Source organism: Parasphingorhabdus sp. (assembly GCF_041748495.1).
Classification (GTDB): Bacteria; Pseudomonadota; Alphaproteobacteria; order Sphingomonadales; family Sphingomonadaceae; genus Parasphingorhabdus.
The window spans coordinates 1-23,069 of sequence record NZ_JBGTDD010000085.1 but is presented as its reverse complement, the minus strand read 5'-3'; the positions used below and the strand labels follow the sequence as shown (position 1 = coordinate 23,069).

The 23,069-nt window shown below is 57.8% G+C and carries 17 protein-coding genes; 4 read left to right on the top strand and 13 right to left on the bottom strand.

Going from position 1 to position 23,069, the window contains the following annotated elements:
* The first annotated feature begins 411 nt into the window (after nucleotides 1-411).
* Entirely contained in the window at nucleotides 412-960 is a 549-nt protein-coding gene (locus ACEW8J_RS06840; protein WP_373490893.1) for a cytochrome b, read from the top strand.
* Nucleotides 961-1,345: 385 nt separating this feature from the next.
* Here the strand turns inward: ACEW8J_RS06840 and ACEW8J_RS06835 are convergent, their stop codons facing one another.
* Together ACEW8J_RS06835 and ACEW8J_RS06830 are read right to left on the bottom strand one after the other, a co-directional pair.
* A complete protein-coding gene (locus ACEW8J_RS06835; RefSeq protein WP_373490892.1) occupies nucleotides 1,346-2,140 on the bottom strand; it encodes a phosphatidylcholine/phosphatidylserine synthase in 795 nt (264 codons plus the stop codon).
* A gap of 37 nt (nucleotides 2,141-2,177) precedes the next feature.
* On the bottom strand, nucleotides 2,178-2,912 hold the full coding sequence (locus ACEW8J_RS06830) for a phosphatidylserine decarboxylase (RefSeq protein ID WP_373490891.1): 735 nt from the start codon (nucleotides 2,910-2,912) through the stop codon (nucleotides 2,178-2,180).
* Nucleotides 2,913-3,104: 192 nt separating this feature from the next.
* Here ACEW8J_RS06830 and ACEW8J_RS06825 point away from each other — a divergent pair, with 192 nt between their 5' ends.
* Together ACEW8J_RS06825 and ACEW8J_RS06820 are read left to right on the top strand one after the other, a co-directional pair.
* Nucleotides 3,105-4,325: an NADP-dependent isocitrate dehydrogenase gene (locus ACEW8J_RS06825; RefSeq protein ID WP_373490890.1), complete on the top strand. Its 1,221-nt coding sequence runs from the start codon at nucleotides 3,105-3,107 to the stop codon at nucleotides 4,323-4,325.
* A gap of 314 nt (nucleotides 4,326-4,639) precedes the next feature.
* Nucleotides 4,640-6,469, top strand: coding sequence for a cation:proton antiporter (locus ACEW8J_RS06820; RefSeq protein WP_373490889.1), 1,830 nt, complete (start codon nucleotides 4,640-4,642; stop codon nucleotides 6,467-6,469).
* Here ACEW8J_RS06820 and alaS read toward each other — a convergent pair.
* The 7 genes from alaS to dapA all read right to left on the bottom strand — a co-directional run bounded on the left by alaS (nucleotide 6,447) and on the right by dapA (nucleotide 15,770).
* A complete protein-coding gene (gene alaS / locus ACEW8J_RS06815) occupies nucleotides 6,447-9,095 on the bottom strand; it encodes an alanine--tRNA ligase (RefSeq protein WP_373490888.1) in 2,649 nt (882 codons plus the stop codon). The genes ACEW8J_RS06820 and alaS overlap by 23 nt on opposite strands.
* A 73-nt stretch (nucleotides 9,096-9,168) precedes the next feature.
* Complete coding sequence (locus ACEW8J_RS06810; RefSeq protein ID WP_373490887.1) at nucleotides 9,169-9,795, bottom strand: glutathione S-transferase family protein; 627 nt, start codon at nucleotides 9,793-9,795, stop codon at nucleotides 9,169-9,171.
* A 344-nt stretch (nucleotides 9,796-10,139) separates the two neighbouring features.
* Nucleotides 10,140-11,228: a recombinase RecA gene (gene recA, locus ACEW8J_RS06805; RefSeq protein ID WP_373490886.1), complete on the bottom strand. Its 1,089-nt coding sequence runs from the start codon at nucleotides 11,226-11,228 to the stop codon at nucleotides 10,140-10,142.
* Between the two features lie 146 nt (nucleotides 11,229-11,374).
* Entirely contained in the window at nucleotides 11,375-13,816 is a 2,442-nt protein-coding gene (locus ACEW8J_RS06800; RefSeq protein WP_373490885.1) for a response regulator, read from the bottom strand.
* Nucleotides 13,806-14,420 (bottom strand): DUF2062 domain-containing protein, encoded by a 615-nt coding sequence (locus ACEW8J_RS06795; protein ID WP_373490884.1) that lies wholly within the window; start codon nucleotides 14,418-14,420, stop codon nucleotides 13,806-13,808. The genes ACEW8J_RS06800 and ACEW8J_RS06795 overlap by 11 nt, the downstream gene beginning before the upstream one ends.
* Entirely contained in the window at nucleotides 14,413-14,895 is a 483-nt protein-coding gene (gene smpB / locus ACEW8J_RS06790; RefSeq protein ID WP_373490883.1) for an SsrA-binding protein SmpB, read from the bottom strand. The genes ACEW8J_RS06795 and smpB overlap by 8 nt, the downstream gene beginning before the upstream one ends.
* Complete coding sequence (gene dapA, locus ACEW8J_RS06785; RefSeq protein WP_373490882.1) at nucleotides 14,895-15,770, bottom strand: 4-hydroxy-tetrahydrodipicolinate synthase; 876 nt, start codon at nucleotides 15,768-15,770, stop codon at nucleotides 14,895-14,897. Before dapA ends, smpB begins: the two co-directional genes overlap by 1 nt.
* Nucleotides 15,771-15,884: 114 nt before the next feature.
* On the opposite strand from dapA, the gene ACEW8J_RS06780 reads away from it, so the two are divergent.
* Nucleotides 15,885-17,876: a transglycosylase SLT domain-containing protein gene (locus ACEW8J_RS06780; protein ID WP_373490881.1), complete on the top strand. Its 1,992-nt coding sequence runs from the start codon at nucleotides 15,885-15,887 to the stop codon at nucleotides 17,874-17,876.
* A gap of 503 nt (nucleotides 17,877-18,379) precedes the next feature.
* Here the strand turns inward: ACEW8J_RS06780 and ACEW8J_RS06775 are convergent.
* The 4 genes from ACEW8J_RS06775 to aspS all read right to left on the bottom strand — a co-directional run bounded on the left by ACEW8J_RS06775 (nucleotide 18,380) and on the right by aspS (nucleotide 23,057).
* Nucleotides 18,380-19,165: a polyphosphate kinase 2 family protein gene (locus tag ACEW8J_RS06775; RefSeq protein WP_373490880.1), complete on the bottom strand. Its 786-nt coding sequence runs from the start codon at nucleotides 19,163-19,165 to the stop codon at nucleotides 18,380-18,382.
* 151 nt (nucleotides 19,166-19,316) lie between these two features.
* A complete protein-coding gene (locus tag ACEW8J_RS06770; RefSeq protein ID WP_373490879.1) occupies nucleotides 19,317-20,264 on the bottom strand; it encodes a tetratricopeptide repeat protein in 948 nt (315 codons plus the stop codon).
* Between the two features lie 45 nt (nucleotides 20,265-20,309).
* The gene (locus ACEW8J_RS06765; RefSeq protein WP_373490878.1) at nucleotides 20,310-21,170 is read right to left on the bottom strand and encodes an alpha/beta fold hydrolase; all 861 of its coding nucleotides are present in this window, start codon (nucleotides 21,168-21,170) and stop codon (nucleotides 20,310-20,312) included.
* Between the two features lie 102 nt (nucleotides 21,171-21,272).
* Entirely contained in the window at nucleotides 21,273-23,057 is a 1,785-nt protein-coding gene (gene aspS / locus ACEW8J_RS06760; protein WP_373490894.1) for an aspartate--tRNA ligase, read from the bottom strand.
* Between the last annotated feature and the right edge of the window lie 12 nt (nucleotides 23,058-23,069).

Here is a 23,069-nt window from a genome sequence, read left to right as displayed (position 1 = left end):
TCCGGTTATGCCTCTGGAAAGCTGAGAACCTCAAACGACCTCGAAGGCCGCCATTGGCACCGGTATGAGTGCTTTCCATGTGGAATGAGCGTGCCGTTAAGGTGAAGCGGCACAAAATGCAACCACAAACTGGGCAAAGGCGAAAACAGACCGGGAAGGGGCTCAGGACAGCACAGACCCATGATCTCCCGCCTCACTCCTACAGCTCCGCTTTCCCGAAAAACCGGTCGCAGGCATCGCCGATTAGGTATAATTCCAGAGTTATGCTCTGTCGCTTTCAATGATATTCACGTTTCGCAAAGCTGGCAGTCCGGTCACCCGATCATGTCAAATTCGGGCTGTGTGTCTGGACGATATTTAAACGTCGGAGCACCTGATCCATGGTCTCTCGCAAATGAAAAGAGTTCATCCATGAGTGAGACTGCACCCCCGGCACGCTATTCGTCCGTATCCATCCTGCTCCATTGGGGAATGCTATTGCTGATATCAGCAGTATATACCTGCATCCTGCTGCGCGAATATTATCCGCGAGGCAGTGACATGCGAGAGGGTCTGAAGACCTGGCATTTCATGCTGGGTCTCTCGGTCCTGCTGCTGGTGATTGTCCGGATCATCGCACGGCTCATGTCGGCCAAGCCCCCTATCAAGCCAGCACCGGCTGCTTGGCAAATGATGCTAGCCAGCTTGATCCATTTCGCGCTTTATGCGTTCATGCTGGCGATGCCGGTCGCGGGCTGGCTGATCCTCAGCAGCGCTGATAAGAATATCCCGTTTTTCGGGCTGGAGCTGTTTTCGCTGATTGCACCGGACAAGGCGCTGTCGGAACAGATCCAGGAGCTGCACGAAACGGTCGGCACCATCGGATATTTTCTGATAGGCCTGCATGCCAGCGCAGCGCTGTTCCATCATTATGCGGCCAAGGACAATACGCTCCAGCGGATGCTTCCCGGAAAGCGCTAGTCCAAGCAACCGGTCCCGCAAAACCGCGCGGCCGTATTTCACACACGCTATCTTAGCACCGGATCCGTCCGAGAACCACTTCGGAACCTTTCTGCCGTCGGTCGCGTTTTATAATGCATGATTCAACTATCGCTTGACAACAAGAACATATATGGAACATTAGGAGTTCATTGATAGAACGAATGGAATTTTCACATGCTCGGTATCGCTGCCTCTGTTTTTTTCGTACTCGCGTTTCTCGGCTCGACCGCTGTCATCGCGATGATGTTTGTGCAATATCGCGACAGGATTGCAAGCGTCATGCAGAACGAGTTACGGGCCGTTCCTGCCAACACCGCTTTCCGGTCACCCGCCTATCGTCACCGGTCGGTCAATGCCTCGCAGCTTATGAACCGATATCGCTCGCTGCAACCCGTTCCGCGGTGCGCTGCCGCTTGATCCTGGCATAGCTGCGGACACTGAACGGAACCAATATCAGATAGCCGATACTGATAGCCGACAGCATGATCCAGGGCGCATTGATCAGCGCGACGCCAGCCAAGGCGATGATCGCGATCGCTTCCAGCCTGATATTTTTTCGTAAACGCAGGGACGACCAGCTGTAGGTCGCCGTGTTGGACAGCATCAGAAATGCAATCAGCACGATCCACGGCGACACGAGCGCATAATGGCGAAAAACATCCAGCCCGGTGATCATCCACAGGTAAAGCGGCAACATCGCCAGACCGGCACCGACCGGTGCCGGGATACCGGTCAGGAATCCGGCAGATTTATGCGGCTGGTCATCGGCATCGATCAAGGCGTTGAAGCGCGCCAGTCTGAGAGCGCAGGCGACAACCATTGTCAGCGCCAATACCCAGCCGAATTGCGGCATATATTGGGTCGACCAGAGGAACATCACCAGAGCGGGCGACACCCCGAATGCGATCACATCGGACAGCGAGTCCAGTTCCGCACCAAATCGGCTCTGCGCATTCAGCAGACGGGCAATCCTGCCGTCCAGGCCGTCCAATATCCCGGCCAGAACGATTGCGGCGGCGGCCAGCACCCAATTGTCGAAATAGGCAAAACGAACGCTGCTCAAGCCGACGCACAACGCCAGTGCCGTCACCGCATTGGGGACAAAGGCGCGCAAGGGTATGCCGCGTTCCGGTTGCTTCAGGGACCCCTTTTTAGCCATTAGCTGCGCTGCATTCGGCTAGCTGGCTGTCCGGTGATCATTGTCCTACACCCTCGATCTCTTTCATCTGCCCGGTCACCGCGATGACGGTTTCGCCCGCAATGGTCCGTTGCCCCAGCACGACATTGGGCAGGGTTCCCTTTGGCAGATAGACATCGACCCGGCTGCCAAACCGGATCAGTCCGATTCGCTGGCCGGCGGCCACAAAATCGCCTTCCTTTACAAAGGTCATGATCCGCCGGGCCACCAGTCCTGCAATCTGGGTAAAACCGACCTTGAGACCATCATTGCGTTCGACCAGAAAATGCTGCCGTTCATTTTCTTCGCTCGCCTTGTCCAGGTCCGCGTTCAGGAATTTTCCGGAAATATAGGCTTGACGCTTCACCGTTCCCTCGATCGGGGTGCGATTGATATGCACGTCAAACACGCTCATGAAAATCGAAACCCGCATCAGTTCTTCTTCACCCAGGCCACCTTCTCCTTGCAATTCCACCGGCGGCTTCACCGGCATGATCAGGCTCACCAAGCCATCGGCTGGCGCGATGATATATTTCTCATCGAGCGGCGTGATCCGCTTGGGATCGCGGAAAAAGGCCAATACCCAAACGGTGATCGCCGCCATGGGCCAGGCCAGGGTCTCCCAGGCCATAAGCGCAAAAAACAAAGTGATGCCCGCTGCGATGACGGCAAATTTGCGACCTTCGGGATGCACCGGCGGGAAAGACCATTTGGCTTCACCCAGCCCTTTGTTTGAATATTTTTCGATTGCCATGCACGCTACTTAGGGACGGGTCATTGTTCTGACAACACTCCCGTTGATATATTGGGAATTGAACGGCGGGAATTTGCTTGACTACCCGCAACTTTAGCCAGAATCTCTGGGTTGAACAAACGACAATCTTTGCTAAGAGGCTCGCAACATCGATCCTCCCTCTTGGTCCCGTTTCACGAAAGAATAAACAATATGTCGAAAATCAAGGTCAAAAACCCGGTCGTCGAAATTGATGGCGACGAAATGACGCGGATCATCTGGCAATGGATTCGCGAGCGGTTGATTGAACCTTATCTAGACATTGATTTGCATTATTATGATCTCTCGATCGAAGTTCGTGATGAAACCAACGATAAAATCACGGTCGATGCGGCCAATGCGATCAAGAAGCACGGCGTTGGCGTGAAATGCGCAACGATCACGCCAGACGAAGACCGGGTCGAAGAATTCGGACTGAAGCGGATGTGGAAATCGCCCAATGGTACCATCCGCAACATATTGGGCGGTGTGGTCTTCCGCGAACCGATCGTGATCGACAATGTTCCCCGCCTGGTACCGGGTTGGACCGACCCCATCGTTGTCGGCCGTCACGCGTTCGGTGACCAATATCGCTGCACCGACTTCAAGGTACCGGGACCGGGCAAGCTCCGGCTGATCTGGGAAGGCGACAATGGCGACACGATCGACGAGGAGGTCTTCCAGTTCCCATCTCCCGGCATTGCCATGGCAATGTACAATCTGGATGACTCGATCCGCGATTTTGCTCGCGCTTCAATGAACTATGGCCTGAACCGTGAATGGCCGGTCTATCTGTCGACCAAGAACACGATCATGAAAGCCTATGACGGACGCTTCAAGGATCTGTTCGAGGAAATTTTTCAGGAAGAATTCAAGGACAAGTTCGACAAGGCCGGCATCACTTATGAGCATCGCCTGATCGATGACATGGTCGCGTCGGCATTGAAGTGGAGCGGCAAATTTGTCTGGGCCTGCAAAAATTATGATGGTGATGTCCAATCGGATACGGTCGCGCAGGGCTTCGGTTCACTCGGGCTGATGACATCCGTATTGATGACGCCGACGGGCGATTGCGTCGAAGCGGAAGCTGCGCATGGCACAGTCACTCGCCACTATCGCCAGCACCAGCAAGGCAAGGCAACGTCAACCAATCCGATCGCGTCGATCTTTGCCTGGACCCGCGGTCTTATCTATCGTGGCAAATTTGATGATACGCCCGATGTCACGCGCTTTGCAGAAACATTGGAGCGCGTCTGTATCCAGACCGTTGAAAATGGCGATATGACGAAGGATCTCGCGATCCTGATCGGTCCCGATCAGTCCTGGATGACGACCGAACAGTTTTTCGAAGCGGTTCGTTCCAATCTCGAAAAAGAAATGGAAAACTGGAAATAGTCACCGGGGATTGACGGGGTTCGGGCGATTGAATTTCCGCTCATCCGAACCCCGCTCGACGGTGCGTCCGACCGACCGAAACCACCGGAATAACCGGTGCGGCAGTCCTGATATGAACAGCATTCACGCATCCGCTTGCTGTTTTTCCAGCTGCAACAGACTGCATGGCTAACCAACTTGCGGTCTTAACAAGATTCGATTTGTACCCGGAATTCCACCTACATCCGGCGGGACCTCTGCCCAAGATCCATCATTCTTGTTCCTCACCATGTAAGTGGCTGACAATTGGCGGTGTTCGTCTATAGAGTCCTCATATGCACAGTCCGCTCGACAATCCGGCTTTTATAGACGCCATCGTGATCCTGGGAGCGGCCGGAATCGTCATTCCCGCCTTTACCCGCTTCCGGATAACGCCGATCATCGGCTTCATTCTGGTCGGTATATTGCTGGGTCCGTCGGGTCTCGGTTCGCTCGAGAGCCAGTATGAATGGTTAAAATTCGTAACAATCAGCGATCGCGAAGCGATTGAACCCTTCGCCGAAATGGGCATCATATTGCTGCTCTTCTCCATCGGACTGGAACTTTCCTTCAAACGGCTCTGGTCCATGCGCCGCCTCGTGTTCGGTGTCGGTGCGGCAGAATTGCTGGCGTCCGGCCTGATCATCGGTTCGGTCTTGTATCTGCTTGGCCAGAATGCACCCGGCGCACTCGGCCTGGGACTCGCTCTCGCGCTATCCTCAACCGCGCTTGTATTGCCGATGTCCGGTACCAAAAGCCCGGTGGGCCGCGCGGCTCTGGCCATGCTCCTGTTCGAGGATGTCGCCATTGTCCCGATCATTTTCCTTCTCGGAGCCATGTCTCCGGCGATAACCGCCGATGGCGGATGGGACGATCTGGGAAAAACGCTGCTGATGGGCGGCGCGGTCATCATCGGAATGCTGGTTCTCGGGCGGCTTCTGCTGCCGCGGGTTTTTGCCCAGGCCGCGCGAACCAAGAGTCCGGAACTGTTCCTTGCGGTCAGCTTGCTGGTCATCATTCTGGCAAGTCTGGCGACCGCCGCAACCGGCTTATCACCAATCGTTGGCGCCCTGCTTGCCGGCCTGCTGATAGCGGAAACCGAATATCACGGGGAAGTCGAAGTGATCACCCAGCCATTTAAGGGGCTGGCGCTAGGCGTATTCCTGATCACCGTCGGCATGCAAGTCGACATTCGCGTGGTTCTTGAAAACTGGGGAAGCCTGCTCATCGCCGTCGTTGGCGTGGTTCTGGTGAAGGCTACCGTTACCGGCGGATTGCTCCGTTTTGCTGGCGCCCGGCCCGGCACCGCTACCGAAGCCGGCGTCTTGATGTCCAGTCCCTCTGAGACCACTTTGATCGTGCTGGCCGCAGCGATGCAGGCGCAGCTGATCCAGCCACAGACGGCCGCATTCTGGCAGATCGTGACCGCCATCGGCCTGACCATCACGCCGCTACTGGCCCGCTTTGGCCACGACATTGCCCGGCGGATGGAAATGCGCAGCGATGGTGGTTCCGCTGCGGACGCGCAACCGGTGGAAGCTCAGCAGACAATCATCATCGGCTTTGGCAGGGTCGGCAAGCTGATCGCCGATCTTATGACCGTCCATGACCAGAAATATCTGGCAGTGGAAACCAATATCGATACGGTCGCCAAAGCCCGTCGCGACGGCTATCCGATCGTTTTCGGCAATGTAGCCCGCAACGAGATGCTTGACCGGTTGCGGCTTGGTCATGCCAAGGCGTTGGTCCTGACGATGGATGAGCCGGTGCTGTCGGTACAGATTGTCAAAAAGGTCCGGGCCTGGGTACCCGACCTTCCGATTATAGCGAGGGCACGAGACATCGAACATGCCGCCGAACTCTATCAGGCTGGCGCAACCAATGCCGTGCCCGAAGCGCTTGAAGGTTCCCTGCAATTGTCAGAAGCCATTCTTGTCCAGAATGGCGTGGCCATGGGCAAGGTCATCACGTCTATCCATGAACTGCGCGATATCTACCGCAAACAAATCCAGGAAGACGGGGATCTCGATCAGGAACCCAAGCTGAAATCCATTTCCACGGCCATGGGGCGGGCGACGGCTGACGATCTGGTGCCAGACGGGCTTAGCCCGCAAGAACAGACCTGATAGCGGCAATCGCATCACCGGCATTGGCGCCATCGGGGCCACCGCCCTGTGCCATATCCGGACGACCACCACCGCCCTTGCCTCCGACAGCGGCCACCCCGGCCTGAACCAGATCCACCGCGCTGAACCGATTGATCAGGTCATCGGTGACGCCAACAGCAACCGTTGCGCGGCCGTCATTTACCGCCACCAGTGCGCTCACCCCGCTTGCCAGCTGCTTCTTCGCCTGGTCGACCAGGCCGCGCAATTCCTTGGGATTCAGACCTTGAATGACCTGACCGGCAAAGGCAATATTACCGACCATTTCCTTTTCCGCCGCTTTCCCGCCGCCGCCATCGCCGGCCAGCGCCAGCGCCTTCTTCGCCTCGGTCAGCTCGCGTTCCAGCCTCTTGCGTTCCTCGATCAATATTGCGACCCGATCGGTCGCCTCTTCCGGAGAGGCCTTGAGCGCGGCGGCAATCGACTTGAGCTTGCTATCACGGTCCGCCAGCCAGAGACGCGCCGCTTCGCCGGTGAGGGCTTCTATTCGCCTGATACCACTGGCGACAGCGGATTCCCCGACGATCACCATCAAGCCAATATCGCCCAGTGCATGGACATGGGTGCCGCCACATAGCTCCACGGAATAATCCAGATCAGAGTCCCTGCCCATCGAAAGCACCCGGACTTCATCCCCATATTTTTCACCGAAAAGCGCCAATGCTCCAGCGGCAACGGCATCATCGGGGCTCATCAACCGGGTCGTTACCGGGCTGTTGCCGCGGATCTGAGCGTTGACGTCGGCCTCGACGGCTTTCAATTCCGCTTCGGTCAAGGCTGAGAGATGCGAGAAATCGAATCGCAGACGATCCGGCGCCACCAGGCTGCCCTTCTGTGTCACATGGTCGCCGAGATGGTGGCGCAACGCCTTGTGCAGCAAATGGGTGGTGCTGTGATTGGCGCGCAGCGCCGAGCGACGTTCGGCATCGACTTCCAGATGGACATTGTCCCCTACCGACACGGACCCTGACCGGATTTCAATCTGGTGAGCATGCAGCCGCCCCAGCGGCTTTCTGGTGTCGGTCACGCTGGCCGCGAAACCGGCCGCACCGGATATCTCACCGGCGTCGCCCATTTGTCCGCCGCTTTCCCCGTAAAAGGGAGTCTGGTTGGTCAGCAGAGTGACCGTATCACCGTCATGGGCGACATCGATTTCTACGCCGTCCTTGACTAGCGCTACCACGACGCCTTCCCCCAGTTCCGATGTATAGCCGGTAAATTCGGTGCTGCCTTCCCGCTCGGCAATGTCGAACCAGATCGCGTCGGACGCCTGATCGCCGGACCCCTTCCAGGCCGCGCGGGCAGCGGCCTTCTGTTCCGCCATTGCCTTGTCAAAGCCTTCGCGGTCGACACCCAGAGACTGGGCGCGCAACGCATCTTCGGTGAGATCATAGGGAAAGCCGAATGTATCATAAAGTTTGAACGCGGTTTCACCGGGCAAAATATCCCCAGCCCCCATTTCAGCGATTTCCGCGTCGAGCAGCTTCAGTCCATTGGCTAAGGTCTGACGGAAATTGATTTCCTCGCGCGACAGGGTTTCCTCGATCAGCGGCTTGGCCCGGATCAGCTCGGGAAAGGCATTGCCCATTTCCGCAGTCAACGCGCCAACCATCCGGTGCATCAGGGGATCCTTGGCACCGAGCAGATGGGCATGGCGCATTGCCCGCCGCATGATCCTGCGCAGCACATAGCCGCGGCCCTCATTGGATGGCAGGACGCCGTCGGCGACCAGAAAGGAGGAGGCGCGCAGATGATCGGCAATGACCCGGTGACTGGCCTGATTGTCGCCGGTCGTGGCCGTCCCGGTCAGCGAACCGGATTCGGCGATCAGGGCCTTGAACAGGTCGATCTCATAATTGTCATGCACACCCTGCATCACCGCGGCCACTCGTTCCAGACCCATGCCGGTGTCGATCGAAGGTTTCGGCAAATCCACGCGATCGCCTTCGCCGCGCTGGTCATATTGCATGAATACCAGATTCCAGATTTCGACAAAGCGGTCGCCGTCTTCGTCGGGACTGCCCGGAGGACCACCGGCGATATGCGCACCATGGTCATAAAATATCTCGCTGCACGGACCGCAAGGCCCGGTATCACCCATCGACCAGAAATTGTCGCTGGTTGCGATACGAATGATCCTCTCATCCGGCAGGCCGGCAATTTTCTTCCACAGATCAAAGGCTTCGTCATCCGTATGGAAAACGGTCACGGTCAGGCGATCGGCGGAAATGCCCCAGACCTTTGTGACCAGATTCCAGGCGTGATGAATCGCCTGTTCCTTGAAATAATCGCCAAAGGAGAAATTGCCGAGCATTTCAAAAAACGTATGATGCCGCGCCGTATAGCCGACATTGTCGAGATCATTGTGCTTGCCGCCTGCCCGTACACATTTCTGGCTGGACGTCGCGGTCGTATAAGCGCGTTTTTCCACCCCGGTGAAGATATTCTTGAACGGCACCATTCCCGCGTTGATGAACATCAGCGTTGGATCATTATACGGAATCAGTGGTGCAGACGGTACGATCTCGTGGCCGTGAGCGGCGAAATAATCAAGAAAAGACCGTCTTATATCATTGGTTGTTTGCATGAAATCGACTTAGGCGAGCGATCTGCCGTTGACAATCCTGTCATTACACAAGCCGGAAAAATCCCCGCCCTGCTCACGCATAGGCATAAGGCCCGCCCTTTTCGAGTGCGGTCTGATATTGCGGACGCTTGTGGATGCGCTCCAGCCAGGCAAGCAGGTTCGGATAGCGCTCATCGAGCCCGGCCCGGGACTGGCAGGCCTCTAGCGGAAAGCTCATCATGATATCGGCCGCGGTCAGCTGATCACCGGCAAAATAATCGCGATCGGCCAGTTCGCTTTCCAGCCAGACAAGCAGATCGGTCACCATCTGACCCACCGGCTTGCGCGCCGGCAAGCCGAGCAGGCCCAGACGGCCAACGACCAGCAATCCGTAAAGCGGCGGCATCATCGAGCCTTCCGCGAAATGCAGATATTGGGTGTAGAGACGTGCGCCCTTTGCGTCGTCCGGAGCGCCTAATTTCCCGTCGGCCTTGGCGACCAGATATTCGGCGATCGCGGCGGTCTCGATAATGACCTCGCCTTCATCCTCGATCATCGGTGACTTGCCGAGCGGGTGGACGGCCTTTAGGCTGTCCGGCGCACGCTGGGTCTTGGGATGACGTTCGTAGCGCTTGATTTCGTAAGGAAGGCCGAGCTCCTCGATCAGCCAGATGATGCGCTGGGAACGGCTGTTCTCGAGATGATGGAGGATGATGGTCATATTGGCCTTCCGGAAAGTTCAAAGTTGGTCAAAGTTTGGGCCAACGAAGCGTTGCAAACGGGCAAATGTCAACCTTTTCCAACATTTGATCCATCCATTGCCAATGAAAATGGGGCCAATGAAAATGGGGCAAATGAAAACGGGCCGTCCTCGGTGTCGGGGGACAGAAGGACGGCCCTATGCCAGGGATCGCCTCGGGGGAGAATGATCCGGCAAAACCCTTGATGGTTTCCGTGCGCCATTTCAGCGCCAGGATATCCATCGGAGCGCAGCGCATCCGTGACAGGCGACAAGCGCCGACAATCCGGACCTGCGCGCTGGCGCTGCGATGAAACTTACATCATCTATTCGGTATCATCTCCGTCATCCGCCTTGCCAACCGGACCGGTCAGCATTTCCTCGGCCACCTGCTCCTGCTTGCCGCGGATCTGATTTTCCAGCTTCGCCATCATTTCCGGATTGTCGAGCAGATAGCGTTTCGAATTTTCGCGCCCCTGCCCGATCCGAACCGAGTCATAGGAGAACCACGCGCCCGATTTCTCGACGACACCGGCTTTCACGCCGAGGTCGATAATTTCGCCGACCTTGGAAATGCCCTGGCCATACATGATGTCAAATTCGACCTGCTTGAACGGCGGTGCAACCTTGTTCTTCACCACTTTGACACGGGTGGTGTTGCCGACGATATCATCGCGTTCCTTGATCTGGCCGGTGCGCCGGATGTCGAGCCGGACCGATGCGTAGAATTTCAGTGCATTGCCGCCGGAGGTCGTTTCCGGATTGCCGTACATCACACCAATTTTCATGCGGATCTGGTTGATGAAGATCACCATGCACTTGGAGCGACTGATTGATCCGGTCAGCTTGCGCAGCGCCTGGCTCATCAACCGGGCCTGCAGGCCAACATGGGTGTCGCCCATTTCGCCTTCGATTTCAGCGCGCGGCACCAGCGCAGCAACCGAATCGACCACCAATATGTCCACCGCGTTGGACCGCACCAATGTATCGACAATCTCCAGCGCTTGTTCACCGGTATCCGGCTGGGAGATGATCAGTTCGTCGGTATCGACGCCCAATGCTTTGGCATAGACCGGGTCCAGCGCATGTTCCGCATCGACGAAGGCAGCCGTCCCGCCTGCCTTCTGGGCTTCGGCGATGACGTGCAACGCGAGCGTTGTCTTGCCCGAACTTTCCGGTCCGTAAACCTCGATCACGCGTCCCTTTGGCAATCCCCCGATGCCGAGCGCAATATCCAGTCCCAGGCTACCGGTGGATATGGCTTCTATTTCCAGTGCCTTGCGCTGGCCCAGTTTCATGGCCGAGCCCTTGCCGAAAGCGCGGTCGATCTGCGCCAGTGCGGCATCGAGCGCCTTTTGCCTGTCTGATGAGTTCAATTGATTTTCCGATTCTACGACTTTTAAATTGCCGGCCATTTGCCTGTCCCCTTCGCTAAATGTTTAAGCTGCATCAATCAATGATTGTGATGATGTACCTTATTTGTTCTCATAGAACAAGGGGAGAACATGATTTTCCTGCTATTTTGCTATCATTCTGAATTTATGTGAAAAATGCCCGTGCTTCAGTGCGGCTTGGCATGTTCGGCCAGAGTCTCGCCGACCGCCTCGGCAATTTGCGCGACGGAAAAGGGTTTTGGCAGAAAATTCACCTTGTCGAGATCGATCGACTTACGCAATTGCGCCTCGGCATAGCCGGACATGAACAGGATCGGCAGGTCCGGATAATGTTTGCGCACATGCTTGGCCATGGTCGGCCCATCCATATTGGGCATCACCACGTCAGACACGATCATGTCGAACGGATGCTCCGATTCGGCCTGCGCCGCGAGCAGTCCCAAGGCTTCTTCGCCCTCGCTGGCGGTGACCACCGTGTAGCCCTGACGGGTCAGCGCCCGCTCGGCAACGGCTCGGACCATATCCTCATCCTCGACCAGCAATATATGCCCGGTGCCCCACAATTCCTTCCTGGCCGTTGCCTTGACCGGCGGCGAACTCAATGTGGCCCGCGCCAGATCTTCTGACGTTGGCCGGTGCACCGGGAAGTAGATGGAGAAGGTGGTGCCTGCTCCCGGCTTGGAATCAGCAAAAATATAGCCGCCGGACTGTTTGATGATCCCGTAGACCGTCGACAGACCCAGACCTGTGCCCTTGCCCACAGCCTTGGTGGTGAAGAACGGTTCGAAAATCTTGCCAATGACATGCGGTGGGATACCGTTGCCGGTGTCGCTGAAGATCAGCGCCGTATAATCTCCGATCGGCAGAATATCACTTTTTAGCGCACGGACATCGGACGCGACCACTGCCTGGGTGGAAATCGAAATCTTGCCGCCCTTCGGCATCGCATCGCGCGCGTTGACGCCCAAATTGATGATCACCTGCTCCAGCTGCCCGGGATCGGCGCGGACCAGCCCCAGATTGCGGCCATGCCGCACTTCCAGCTCGATCGTTTCGTCGAGCAGCCGCTTGAGCAAATTCGAGACATCCGCGACCACATCGGGCAGCTGCAGCACCTGCGGCCGCAGGGTCTGCTGCCGCGAGAAGGCGAGCAATTGCCGGGTCAGTCCCGCCGCCCGGTTGCTGTTGTTCTTGACCTGCTGGATGTCATCATAATCGCTGTCTCCGGGCGCATGGCGCAGCAGCATCAGATCACAATGGCCGATGATAGCGGTAAGAATATTGTTGAAATCATGGGCCACGCCGCCGGCCAGCTGGCCGACAGCCTGCATCTTGGTCGCCTGTGCCACCTGGCTCTTCAATTTCGATTCTTCGCTATTGTCGCGGATCGACAGCAGCACCGCCGCTTCGCCCAGTCCGCGAACTCCGGCAATACCCAGCGCCACCGGTTCCTCGCCACCATTGCGCAGCCGGACCGCCAGATCGCCTGCCGTCGGCGGGCCGCTGGCATAGCGACGCACCGCGTCGGCAACCGCAGACTTGTCGTCGCGGATCATCAGGTCGCCGGGATAGAGGGGCTGTTCCTTCTCGCCAATGCCGGCGGTTTTGGCAAAGGCATCGTTGAGAAACAGGAACCGTCCGTCGCGGTCGGTCAGCGCCAGCCCCAGAGGCAGCAGCGACAGCATCGATTCCACCTGTTCCAGCGCCTTGCCGCGCTCGACCATCCCGCCATCATCGTCGATCAGCAGGATCAGTGCAGGCCCCTTTTCCTTTTCCCGATCGAGCGGGACATGGAAGAGACGGACCGGGGTACCATGGCGTCCTTCGCGTTCAAAAAAGATCGTCCCCTTGTCATCGGAACGCAGAAAATTGATGAAATTGCGACCCGCAATATTGGCATCGACCCGGCCGGTGGCGCGCAGGGCGAAGGCCTGGTTGGAAGCGCGGATACGACCTTCGCCGCCGATCACGCTGGCCAATATGCCGACTTCGGAAAAGGCACGACCGCCACCGCCACTGACCAGAGAAATCATGTCATCCAGCAGGTCGGCCTGGATTTGCGGGATCATCTGCCAGAGCAGATATTCATCGCCCTGCCCGGCCCGGACAACCTTCGCACTATATTCGGCAACGCCGCGCTTCAAGCCCTCGGCATAGCCGCGACCATCCCGCCATGCGCTTCTGCCAGCGGTTGCCAGCAGCTCATTGCCTCCGGCCTGCAACGGCAGTTCCGGCGGCACGGCTGCGCCGTTGAACCATTTGGTGAACAGATCATTGGCGCAGACCAGCCGGCCAGCCCGGTCGGTAATCGCCAAGCCGATCGAGGCCTGATCGGCAACCATCCGGGTTACCGCCCAGTCTTCGGGATCGGCATGGTCCTGATCCTTTGCGGCATCCTGCGGCAGCAGAAAGTAGATGATGCCGGTCAGGCTGAGGATCAGAGCCAGAAAGGCAATGATCAGCGTGACATTCTTCACCTGCCAGTAGAGCAGGCCGACCGAAGCCAGCACCGCCAGCACCAGCAGCACCGCTCTCGTCCGCACATCGGTCTTGACCTTGCGGGTGCTGGGATTCAGCAATCCCGGCTTGTTCTGCGCTTTACTGGCCATTGCCGGCCCTATCGGCACGAATATTGTTCAACCGCACTTTCCGCTTGTGTCCGATCCACCAGCGCCATCCGAAGGAACTGATCAGATAGCCGAACGAGGCAAAGATTATGGCGAACAGCAGAAACCCGAATGCGGTCACTCCGGCTTCGTGCACCAACCAGGTCAGCCATTGGCCAAATTCGCTTCGCATCTGGGTGTTGATCGGCTGGCCCGCGGTCATCGCATCCACCTGCAAGGCAAATCGCCCGGCCCGGTTTGCGGCTGCAATCCAGAAGGGATAGGTGAAGGGATTGGTGATGAAAGTGGTAACCGCTGCGATCGGGACATTGGCGCGCACGGGAAGAGCTAGAAAAACTGCGGCGAAAATCTGGCCGACAGGGATCAGAAACGCAGCCAGCATCCCGAGGGCAACGCCGCGCGGGACCGAGCGTCTGGTGAACCGCCACAGTTCGGAGTGCAAGAAGCGATGGGCGATCGGCTTGAGAAACTTGTTATGTTCCATCCCGGCCCGGGTCGGCATTTTTCTCTTGATCCAGTGCAAGACGTGCATGATCGAGCGGGCAGCAAAATCCTTGTCGTGGATATTGGGCTTCTCGTCATCCATGTTCGCGCATCAGCCGTCCCTGCTGCCTTTTCCAGTCACGATCCTTCTCGGTTGCCCGCTTGTCAGGTGCCTTCTTGCCCTTCGCCAGCGCCAGTTCCAGTTTCGCCCGGCCCTTGCTGTTAAAATAGATCGACAAAGGCACGATGGTCATGCCCTTGCGCATCACAGCGCCATGCAGCTTGTTGATCTGGCGTCGGCTCAGCAGCAATTTGCGGGGCCGCGTCGGGGTATGATTGTACCGGTTGCCGTGGCTCCATTCCTGAATATTGGCGTTGATCAGCCAGACCTCGTCATCCTTTACCTCGGCATAGCTTTCGGCGATCGTGCCAGAACCGAAGCGCAAAGATTTCACTTCCGTTCCGGTCAGCATGATGCCGGCTTCAAACTTGTCATCGAGAAAATAATCATAGCGTGCGCGCCGGTTTTCGGCGACGACCTTCTGCTTGTCAAATTCCTCCGGGCGCGGTTTCGCCATCAGATCAGCCCAGCCCCTTCCAGCGCAGCGTCGACAGCCTTGCGGCTGGCTTCGGAAGGCGGCGTCATCGGCAGGCGCAGATCGGTCGAGAAATTGTCCAGCACGCGCGACATCGCATATTTGACCGGGCCGGGCGACGCATCCGAAAATAATGCCTTGTGCAACGGATAGAGCACGTCATTCAGTTCCCGCGCCTTGGCATAGTCGCCGGCGGCGCAGGCGGCCTGGAATTCGGCGCATAATCTGGGGGCGACATTGGCGGTGACCGAAATGCAGCCGACACCGCCAGCCGCGTTAAAGGCCAGCGACAGTTCGTCAACCCCGGACAGCAACACAAAATCATCCGCGCAATTGAGCCGATGTTCGGTGACCCGGTCAAGATCGCCGCTGGCATCCTTGATTGCCACCACGCTGGGCAGCTTGGACAGGGCCGCGACCGTGTCCGGCTTGATATCGGTCACCGTCCGCGCCGGTACATTATAGAGTATCAGCGGCAGATCGTTGTTTTCGGTCAGGGCGGTGAAATGGGCGGTAATGCCTTCCTGATTGGGCCGATTATAATAAGGCGCGACCACCAGACCCGCCGCTGCACCGCATTTTTTCGAGAAATTGAGGTGCAACAGAGCGTTGCTTGTGTCATTGGAACCGCAGCCGGCAATGATCGGCACCCGACCGGCCGCCTGCTCGATGCAGATTTCGATGACGCGATGATGTTCGGCATTGGACAAGGTGGATGCTTCGCCGGTTGTCCCGCACGGTACAAGCGCGCTGCTGCCCTGTTCTATCTGCCAGTCCACCAGTGCACGAAACTGGTCTTCGGCAAATGATCCGTCGCGAAAGGGAGTCGCCAGAGCCGGAATGGAGCCCGAGAACATCTAAAAATCCTTTATGTTTACCTTGGAAATTGGCAAAGCCATTACCAAGTCATTTTTAATATTAACGGTGATATAGTTCGCCGTTCAGCGCCTGATAAGGAGCCTAACCGTAAAATGTCCAGCATGGTATCAAGATTTGTTATAGCGTCACTGCTTCTGAGCCCCGCCACCTGCATCGCAGCCGACAATCTCGGCGAACAAATGGGCTGGCAAAATGCGGATGCCGGCCTGTCCGACCCCACCGCCGGTAATCCGGTGCTGGGCCTGCAGCGCTGGCGTGTACTGACCCAGTCCGATAATTATTCCTTCGAGGATTATGCCGGTTTCCTGGTCACCTTCCCGGGATGGCCGGAAGACACGAGAATGCGGCGCAACGCCGAACAGGCAATCAATATCAACAGCTTCTCGCCGAGTCGCGTGCTCGCCTTTTTCGCGCGGTTCGAACCCACGACCAATGCTGGCGCAGCCAAATATGCGGTTGCCCTGCAAACGACCGGGGAGCGCGACAAGGCCAATCAATGGGCCAGAAACGCCTGGCGCGGCGGAACATTGACCGACCAGGATGAAGCGGCGCTGCTTTCGCGGTTCAGCTCGGCATTCAGCACCGACGATCATGATGCGCGCATGGATGCGCTGCTCTGGGCCAGAGCGACGCGCGATGCCGCGCGCCAACTGGGTTATGCCTCACCATCGCGGCGAGCGGTATTCGCGGCACGGCTGGCGCAGCTAACCGATGCCGCCAGTGCCAATGAACAGGCCAGTGCGGTCGGGGCGATTGCCCGCGATGACGCCGGCTATCTGGCAGACCGGGCCCGTTATTTGCGCAACAGCGGACAGAGCTATGCCGCGCGGCATTTGCTGGCAACGCGATTGCCATTGCGGGTCAAGCCGGCATTGCCGGAAACCTGGTTCGAGTCGCTGCTGCTCAACGCCCAAGCGGCGGCCAATGACCGGCAATGGACAGTCGCCTTTGATATCGCTTCGAAAATCGAGGATGCCTATGCCACGCCGACAAGGATCGCCGACCAGAATTCTCGCGTGCGCGACAAATATTCCGATCTCGCCTGGCTAGCGGGCACGTCGGCGCTGCACGGCATGCGCCAGCCGGCCAAGGCGGTGCCGATGTTCGATCTCTACGCGCAATCCTATGACTCGCCCAATATCACCTCGAAAGGCTATTACTGGGCGGGCCGATCCGCTGCCGAGGCGGGTCAAACCGAGCAGGCCAGAGCCTATTTTGAAAAAGCGGCTGCCTTTCCGGACCATTTCTATGGCCAGCTGTCGCTGGAACGGCTGGATCGCCCGCTGCCGGTGTTCAACCGCAAGCCGGCGATCGAAATCACCGCCGCAGACCGCCAGGCCTATGATAACGAGCCGCTGGTCATTGCCGCAAAGGCATCGTTCCGTTCTGGCCCCTGGACCGAACAGATCCGTTTCAACCGGGCGCTCGCCTTTAATGCCAAGACACCCAAGGACTATCTGCTGCTCAGCGATCTTGTGACCCGCACCGGCGCGCGCGATCTTGGCGTGATCAAGGGGATCAGCGCGCTGAGCTCCGGCGTTGGCGCGATCGATGAAACATCATTTCCCACCATGCCGGTGCCGTTCGGCCATGAAAACAGCTGGACCATGATCCACGCGATCACCCGGCAGGAAAGCCAGTTCGCCCAGGGCGCGGTCAGCCACGCCGGCGCGCGCGGCCTGATGCAGCTGATGCCCGGCACCGCGCGGGAGCAATCGGGCAAGGCCAACCTGTCCTATAATCTGTCCTCGCTGACCGAGGATCCGCAATATAATATCCGGCTCGGCAGCGGCTATATCCAGCGGATGATGGATTATTATGGCGGCAGCTACCCGCTCGCCGTGGCGGCCTATAATGCTGGCCCCGGCAATGTGAACAAATGGCTCCGCGCCAACGGCGACCCGCGCATGGGCGGGATCGACTGGGTCAAGTGGATCGAGGAAATTCCGTTTACCGAAACCCGCAACTATGTGAAGCGGGTGCTGGAAAATGCCGTGGTCTATGACACCAAGAACCCGCGCGGGCCGACGATCCGCAGCGATACGCCGCTGACGCGCTATATCGGGAAGAATGTGAAGGGGTGAAGACTGTCACCGATGGCACGGCAATGGCGGTAGTTAGAGCGTGATGCTTTAGCGGTAATCTCGTCTGCTAGGGAACTGTGGCAAATAGCTGTTGAGGCTGATGAAAAATACGAAAAAATCATATATCAGGATCAAACTGGCTGGCGTATTCGCAGTATCATCTCTGATAGGCATAGCTTGGGCCATATCAGACTTTAGCGCCCCAGTTCAGCAGGTACTTTTCGTTTCAATATTGCTGTTGGGTCTGTTTACGTGGACGATAAAGTGTGAAAATTGTGGAACAATGGCTTTCCAGATGCATGGAAAAGAGCGGACCGGGTTTAGCTTAAAATATTTCGGCCATGCTCAGAAATGCCCAATTTGTGACGTCGATAGATATTGATATTTAAACAGCGGCGTGATGTGATTACAAAATTCGAAATATAACACTGATCAGGGGAATGAGGCTTTAGCTTACTCGTGATGCAATCACTCTAATTCCCCCGATTAAAACAATCGCCTGTCTATCCCTCAACCTCATAACCGAAAGCCTTTTTCGCCAGCTTGACCAACGCCGGATCGGCCTCGGGCAAGTCCTCCGGCAAGGCTGCTTCCAGCACCTCCGCGACATGGGTCATCGAGGCGATCCGGGCGGATTTCTTGTCATTGCCGTCGATCACTTTCCAGGGCGCCCAGCGGGTGTCGGTATATTCGAACATGTCGTGCAGGGCGTCCAGATATTCGCTTCGCTTGGCGCGGTTGCGGAAATCCTCCGCGGTGATCTTCCAGCGTTTGTGCGGGGCATCCAGCCGCTTGGTCAGGCGGTCGTCCTGCTCATCCTGGGTGACGTGGAAGAACAGCTTGATCAGGTTGGTGCCGCCATCGATCTGCTGGGCCTCGAACTCGTTGATCTCGTCATAGCCGCGCTTCCAGTCGGCCGGCTCGCAAAAGCCCTCGACCCGTTCGACCAGCACCCGGCCATACCAGCTGCGGTCGAACACGCCGATTTCGCGGCTGCCGGGCAGTTTCTGCCAGAAGCGCCAGAGGAAATGGCGGTCCTTTTCTTCCCTGGTGGGCGCACCGATCGACCAGACATCGAAATAGCGCGGGTCCCATTCCCCGGTCATCCGCCGGATAGAGCCGCCCTTGCCCGCAGCGTCCCAGCCTTCGAACACCAGGATCGAGCGGCTGCCATGGATGATATGCTTGAAATGGATATGCGCGAGCCGCTCCTGCAGGGCTTTCAGCGCCTCGTCATAGTCACCGTCAAATTTGTCGCCGGATTCATAGTCGGACAGGTTTAGGGTCATTTGCGCTCCGTCACCCCGCACGTGCCTCGGGGTCCAGGGTTAAAGGTTGCAACCGTCGCTGCCAGACATTCCGGATAGAACATCCCGTTCGGTCTGGCGATATACTATATTGCTGCGAAAGGGGCTAACCGGTTAACCCTCTTCCCCGGGTTCAGCTTGGCGAGCTACCGGATTGCCGCAATTCCCATTCATCGAGAGCCCGCTGGTGATCGCTGGCGCGCTGCCGTGCCTCGGTTACTTCCATCTTGCCGGGGGACAGTCGCTCCGCCTCGTCATACAGCGTCAGCGCCGCGTCCAGATCGCCGCGCTGCTCCGCACAAAGACCGCGATTATATGTCAGCGAGATATGGATCAGCCCGTTTTCTGCGGCTTCGTCCCACATCCGGCAGGCTTCTGCCGCATTGGCCTTGGTCATCTTGATCGCCGCCTTGAAGAAATCGGAGTCTGCCCTGGCCATGTCCTTGCGGCTTTCCAGAACGCGGATCTCCTGACGATAGGGCCTGGGCGCCAGATCATTGCGGATGGCGCTGGCCGTGGCAGAGACCATCGCCCGGATCACCAATTCGCTGCTGGCAAAATCCTGATCGTCGCCAAGGCAGACGGTCTGGTCCTGCTTGTCGGGAAAGCTTTCCGTATAGATGCTGCGCCCGTCGCTAAAGCGCGTCGCCCGGACCTGCGCCCGGAAATCGATGATGCGATTGACGCATTTCACCTTGATATCCTTGTGGGTGACGCATTTGTCCTTGTCATCGCGCTCGACGCAACGCCGCCGCGTCCCGACCGTATCAAATTGCTCGATACCGACGGTGACATTGCCGGACAGGGTCGCGTCCGGCTGCACGGCCGATCGTCCGCCAATGACGTCAAAATAGGGGCGGCCAAAGATCGTGACATCGACCAGCCGGTCTTCCAGAGCAAAGGCCAATGCGCGGCCATCGCTGCCGCCAAAACGCTCTAGGGCGATCGATTGAATCCGGGCAAATTCGGGTGAATTGGCCGGTGTCATCCCCTCGATGGTCAAAACCTCGGCCTGAGCGGCAGACGCCAGGGCAGCTAAAGCCGTCAGGGTCGTGATGATTGCAGTCAATAATCGGTTCATGCCCATCCCCCCGGAAGCCAAAGCATTCACAAATAGGGAAATTGCTTAGCCGCTAATGATCAATTCGGCAATTCGTTTGGGGTCCTGCATCGGCATGAAATGGGTCAGGTCCGCCAGATAGATGTCTTTCCCATTGGCAAAGCGGCTGGCCAGTTGCGGCGGTGTCGGGGAGGATGCGAAATCGAACGCCTCTTTCTGTGCCAGTTGCGGCGCGCGCAGGATTGTGACCGCTTGCCTAGTCTGAGCGATCAGCGGATAAGGGTCAACCGATGCGCTGGTCGCATAGACCGAGCCCTCGGTTTTCGGCGGACAGGCCAGTTCAAATCCGCCTTCCCCGTTGGGCAAAAGCCCATATTCGCAATAATCCCGCAACACGGCCGGGTCCCAGAGCTTGTAGGGATGGCGATCACGGAACCGTTCGAACATCTCGTCCGGCCCGGTCCAGGCGTTGCGCCGCCGCGCAACCATCTCGTAGGAATCATTATATTTCGGCGCGTCCCGATAGACTTCGGGTTGCATGATCACCGGATCAATCAACACCAGCTTGTGGATGCGGTCCGGCAGCTGCGGCGCGATCTGGACCAGGCAATGGCCGCCCATGCTGTGGCCGACGGCCATATCAAAGGGCGCATCGAGCGATTCTATCAGTTCGGCCGTCGCCCCGGCAATCATCGCCCAGTCGGTGATCTCCGCCCTTGCGCTGCGGCCATGGCCCAGCTGATCGACGGCGACAACATGGGTTCCCGCAGGAAACGCATCGACGACCTTGTCCCAGCAGCGGGCATGAAAGCCGGTTGCGTGGAGCAGCAGCACCGACAGGCCGTCACCCGCCCTGCCCCATTCGAAATAGCAGATGTCGCCGTGGGAGGAGGGGAAATGATGTTCTTCGGGTTTGGTTCTGGTCAATTCAAAACTCCGTTCGTCTCGAGCGAAGTCGAGAGACATTATTTCTGGCCCAACGTGTCTCGACTACGCTCGACACGAACGGAACTAGCCAAACTATTGAATTCACCCTTCCTTCGGTGGCTCGACCACGCGGATATGGAGTTCGCGCAACTGTTTCATTGCCACCGGACTCGGCGCGTTCATCATCAGGTCTTCCGCCTTCTGGTTCATCGGGAACAATACCACTTCGCGGATATTGGGTTCGTTCGCCAGCATCATCACGATCCGGTCGACGCCCGGCGCAGACCCGCCATGCGGCGGCGCGCCATATTTGAGCGCGTTGATCATGCCGGAAAATTCGGTGTCGACCTGTTCCTTGCTGTAACCGGCGATCTCGAACGCCTTGTACATGATGTCGGGCCGATGGTTCCGGATCGCGCCGGAGGACAGTTCAATGCCGTTGCAGACAATATCATATTGCCAGGCCAGAATATCGAGCGGATCCTTGTTTTCCAGAGCATCCAGCTCGCCCTGAGGCATGGAGAAAGGATTGTGCGAGAAATCCATTTTCTTCAGTTCATCATCATATTCGAACATCGGATAGTCGACGATCCAGCAGAATTTGAACGCATTCTTGTCAATCAGGTCGAGCTGTTCCGCGGTACGCGTCCGCGCGACACCGGCCAGTTTCGCCGCATCGGCTTCCTTGCCGGCGGCAAAGAACACGCCGTCATCAGGACCGCAGCCGAGATCGGCGAGCAGCGTCGCCGTGCCCTCTTCGCCATGATTTTTGGCAATCGGCCCGCCAGCCACGCCGTCCTTCATGTTGATATAGCCGAGGCCAGCGAAACCCTCGCCGCGAGCCCAGTCATTCATCGCATCGAAGAATTTGCGGCTGTTCTTGCCAGCTTCCGGTGCGACAAAGGCGCGCACCGTGCCGCCGGTCGAGGTGATCTTGTCGAACAAACCGAAACCGGAGCCCTTGAAATGCTCGCTGACGTCCTGAATGATGATCGGGTTGCGCAGATCCGGCTTGTCATTGCCATATTTCAGCATCGATTCCTTGTAGGGAATGCGCGGAAATTCGCCCGCCGGGGTGACCGAACGACCATCGGCAAATTCTTCGAACACACCCGCCAGAACGGGTTCCAGCGTCTGGAACACATCTTCCTGGGTGACGAAGCTCATCTCGAAATCGAGCTGGTAAAATTCGCCCGGCGAACGGTCGGCCCGGGCGTCCTCGTCGCGGAAACAGGGGGCGATCTGGAAATAACGGTCGAAGCCGGCGACCATCAGCATCTGCTTGAACATCTGCGGCGCCTGCGGCAGCGCATAGAATTTGCCGGGATGGACGCGGCTCGGCACGAGATAATCGCGCGCGCCTTCCGGCGACGATGCGGTCAGGATCGGCGTCTGGAATTCGGTAAAACCCTGATCGGTCATGCGCTTGCGCAGGCTCGCGATCACCTTCGAGCGCAGCATCATATTGGCATGAACAGACTCGCGCCGCAGATCGAGGAAACGGTAGCGCAGGCGGATATCCTCGGGATATTCCTGTTCACCAAATACCGGCATCGGCAATTCTTCGGCCGGACCCTGCATCTCGACGGTGTCGGCCACCAGTTCAACTTCGCCGGTCGGCAGATTCTTGTTCACCGTCTCATCATCACGGGCCACCACCTTGCCGGTGACCGTGACCACTGACTCTACCCGCGCCCCGTCCAGCATCTTGAACGCCTCGCTACCGGTCTCGCTGACAATCTGAGTCAGGCCGAAATGGTCGCGCAGGTCGACAAACAGCAGATTGCCGTGGTCGCGCTTGCGGTGGATCCAGCCGGACAGACGGACGGTCTCGCCGACGTGCGAAGAACGAAGCGCGGAACAATTATGGGTGCGATATGCGTGCATGATGGACCTTTG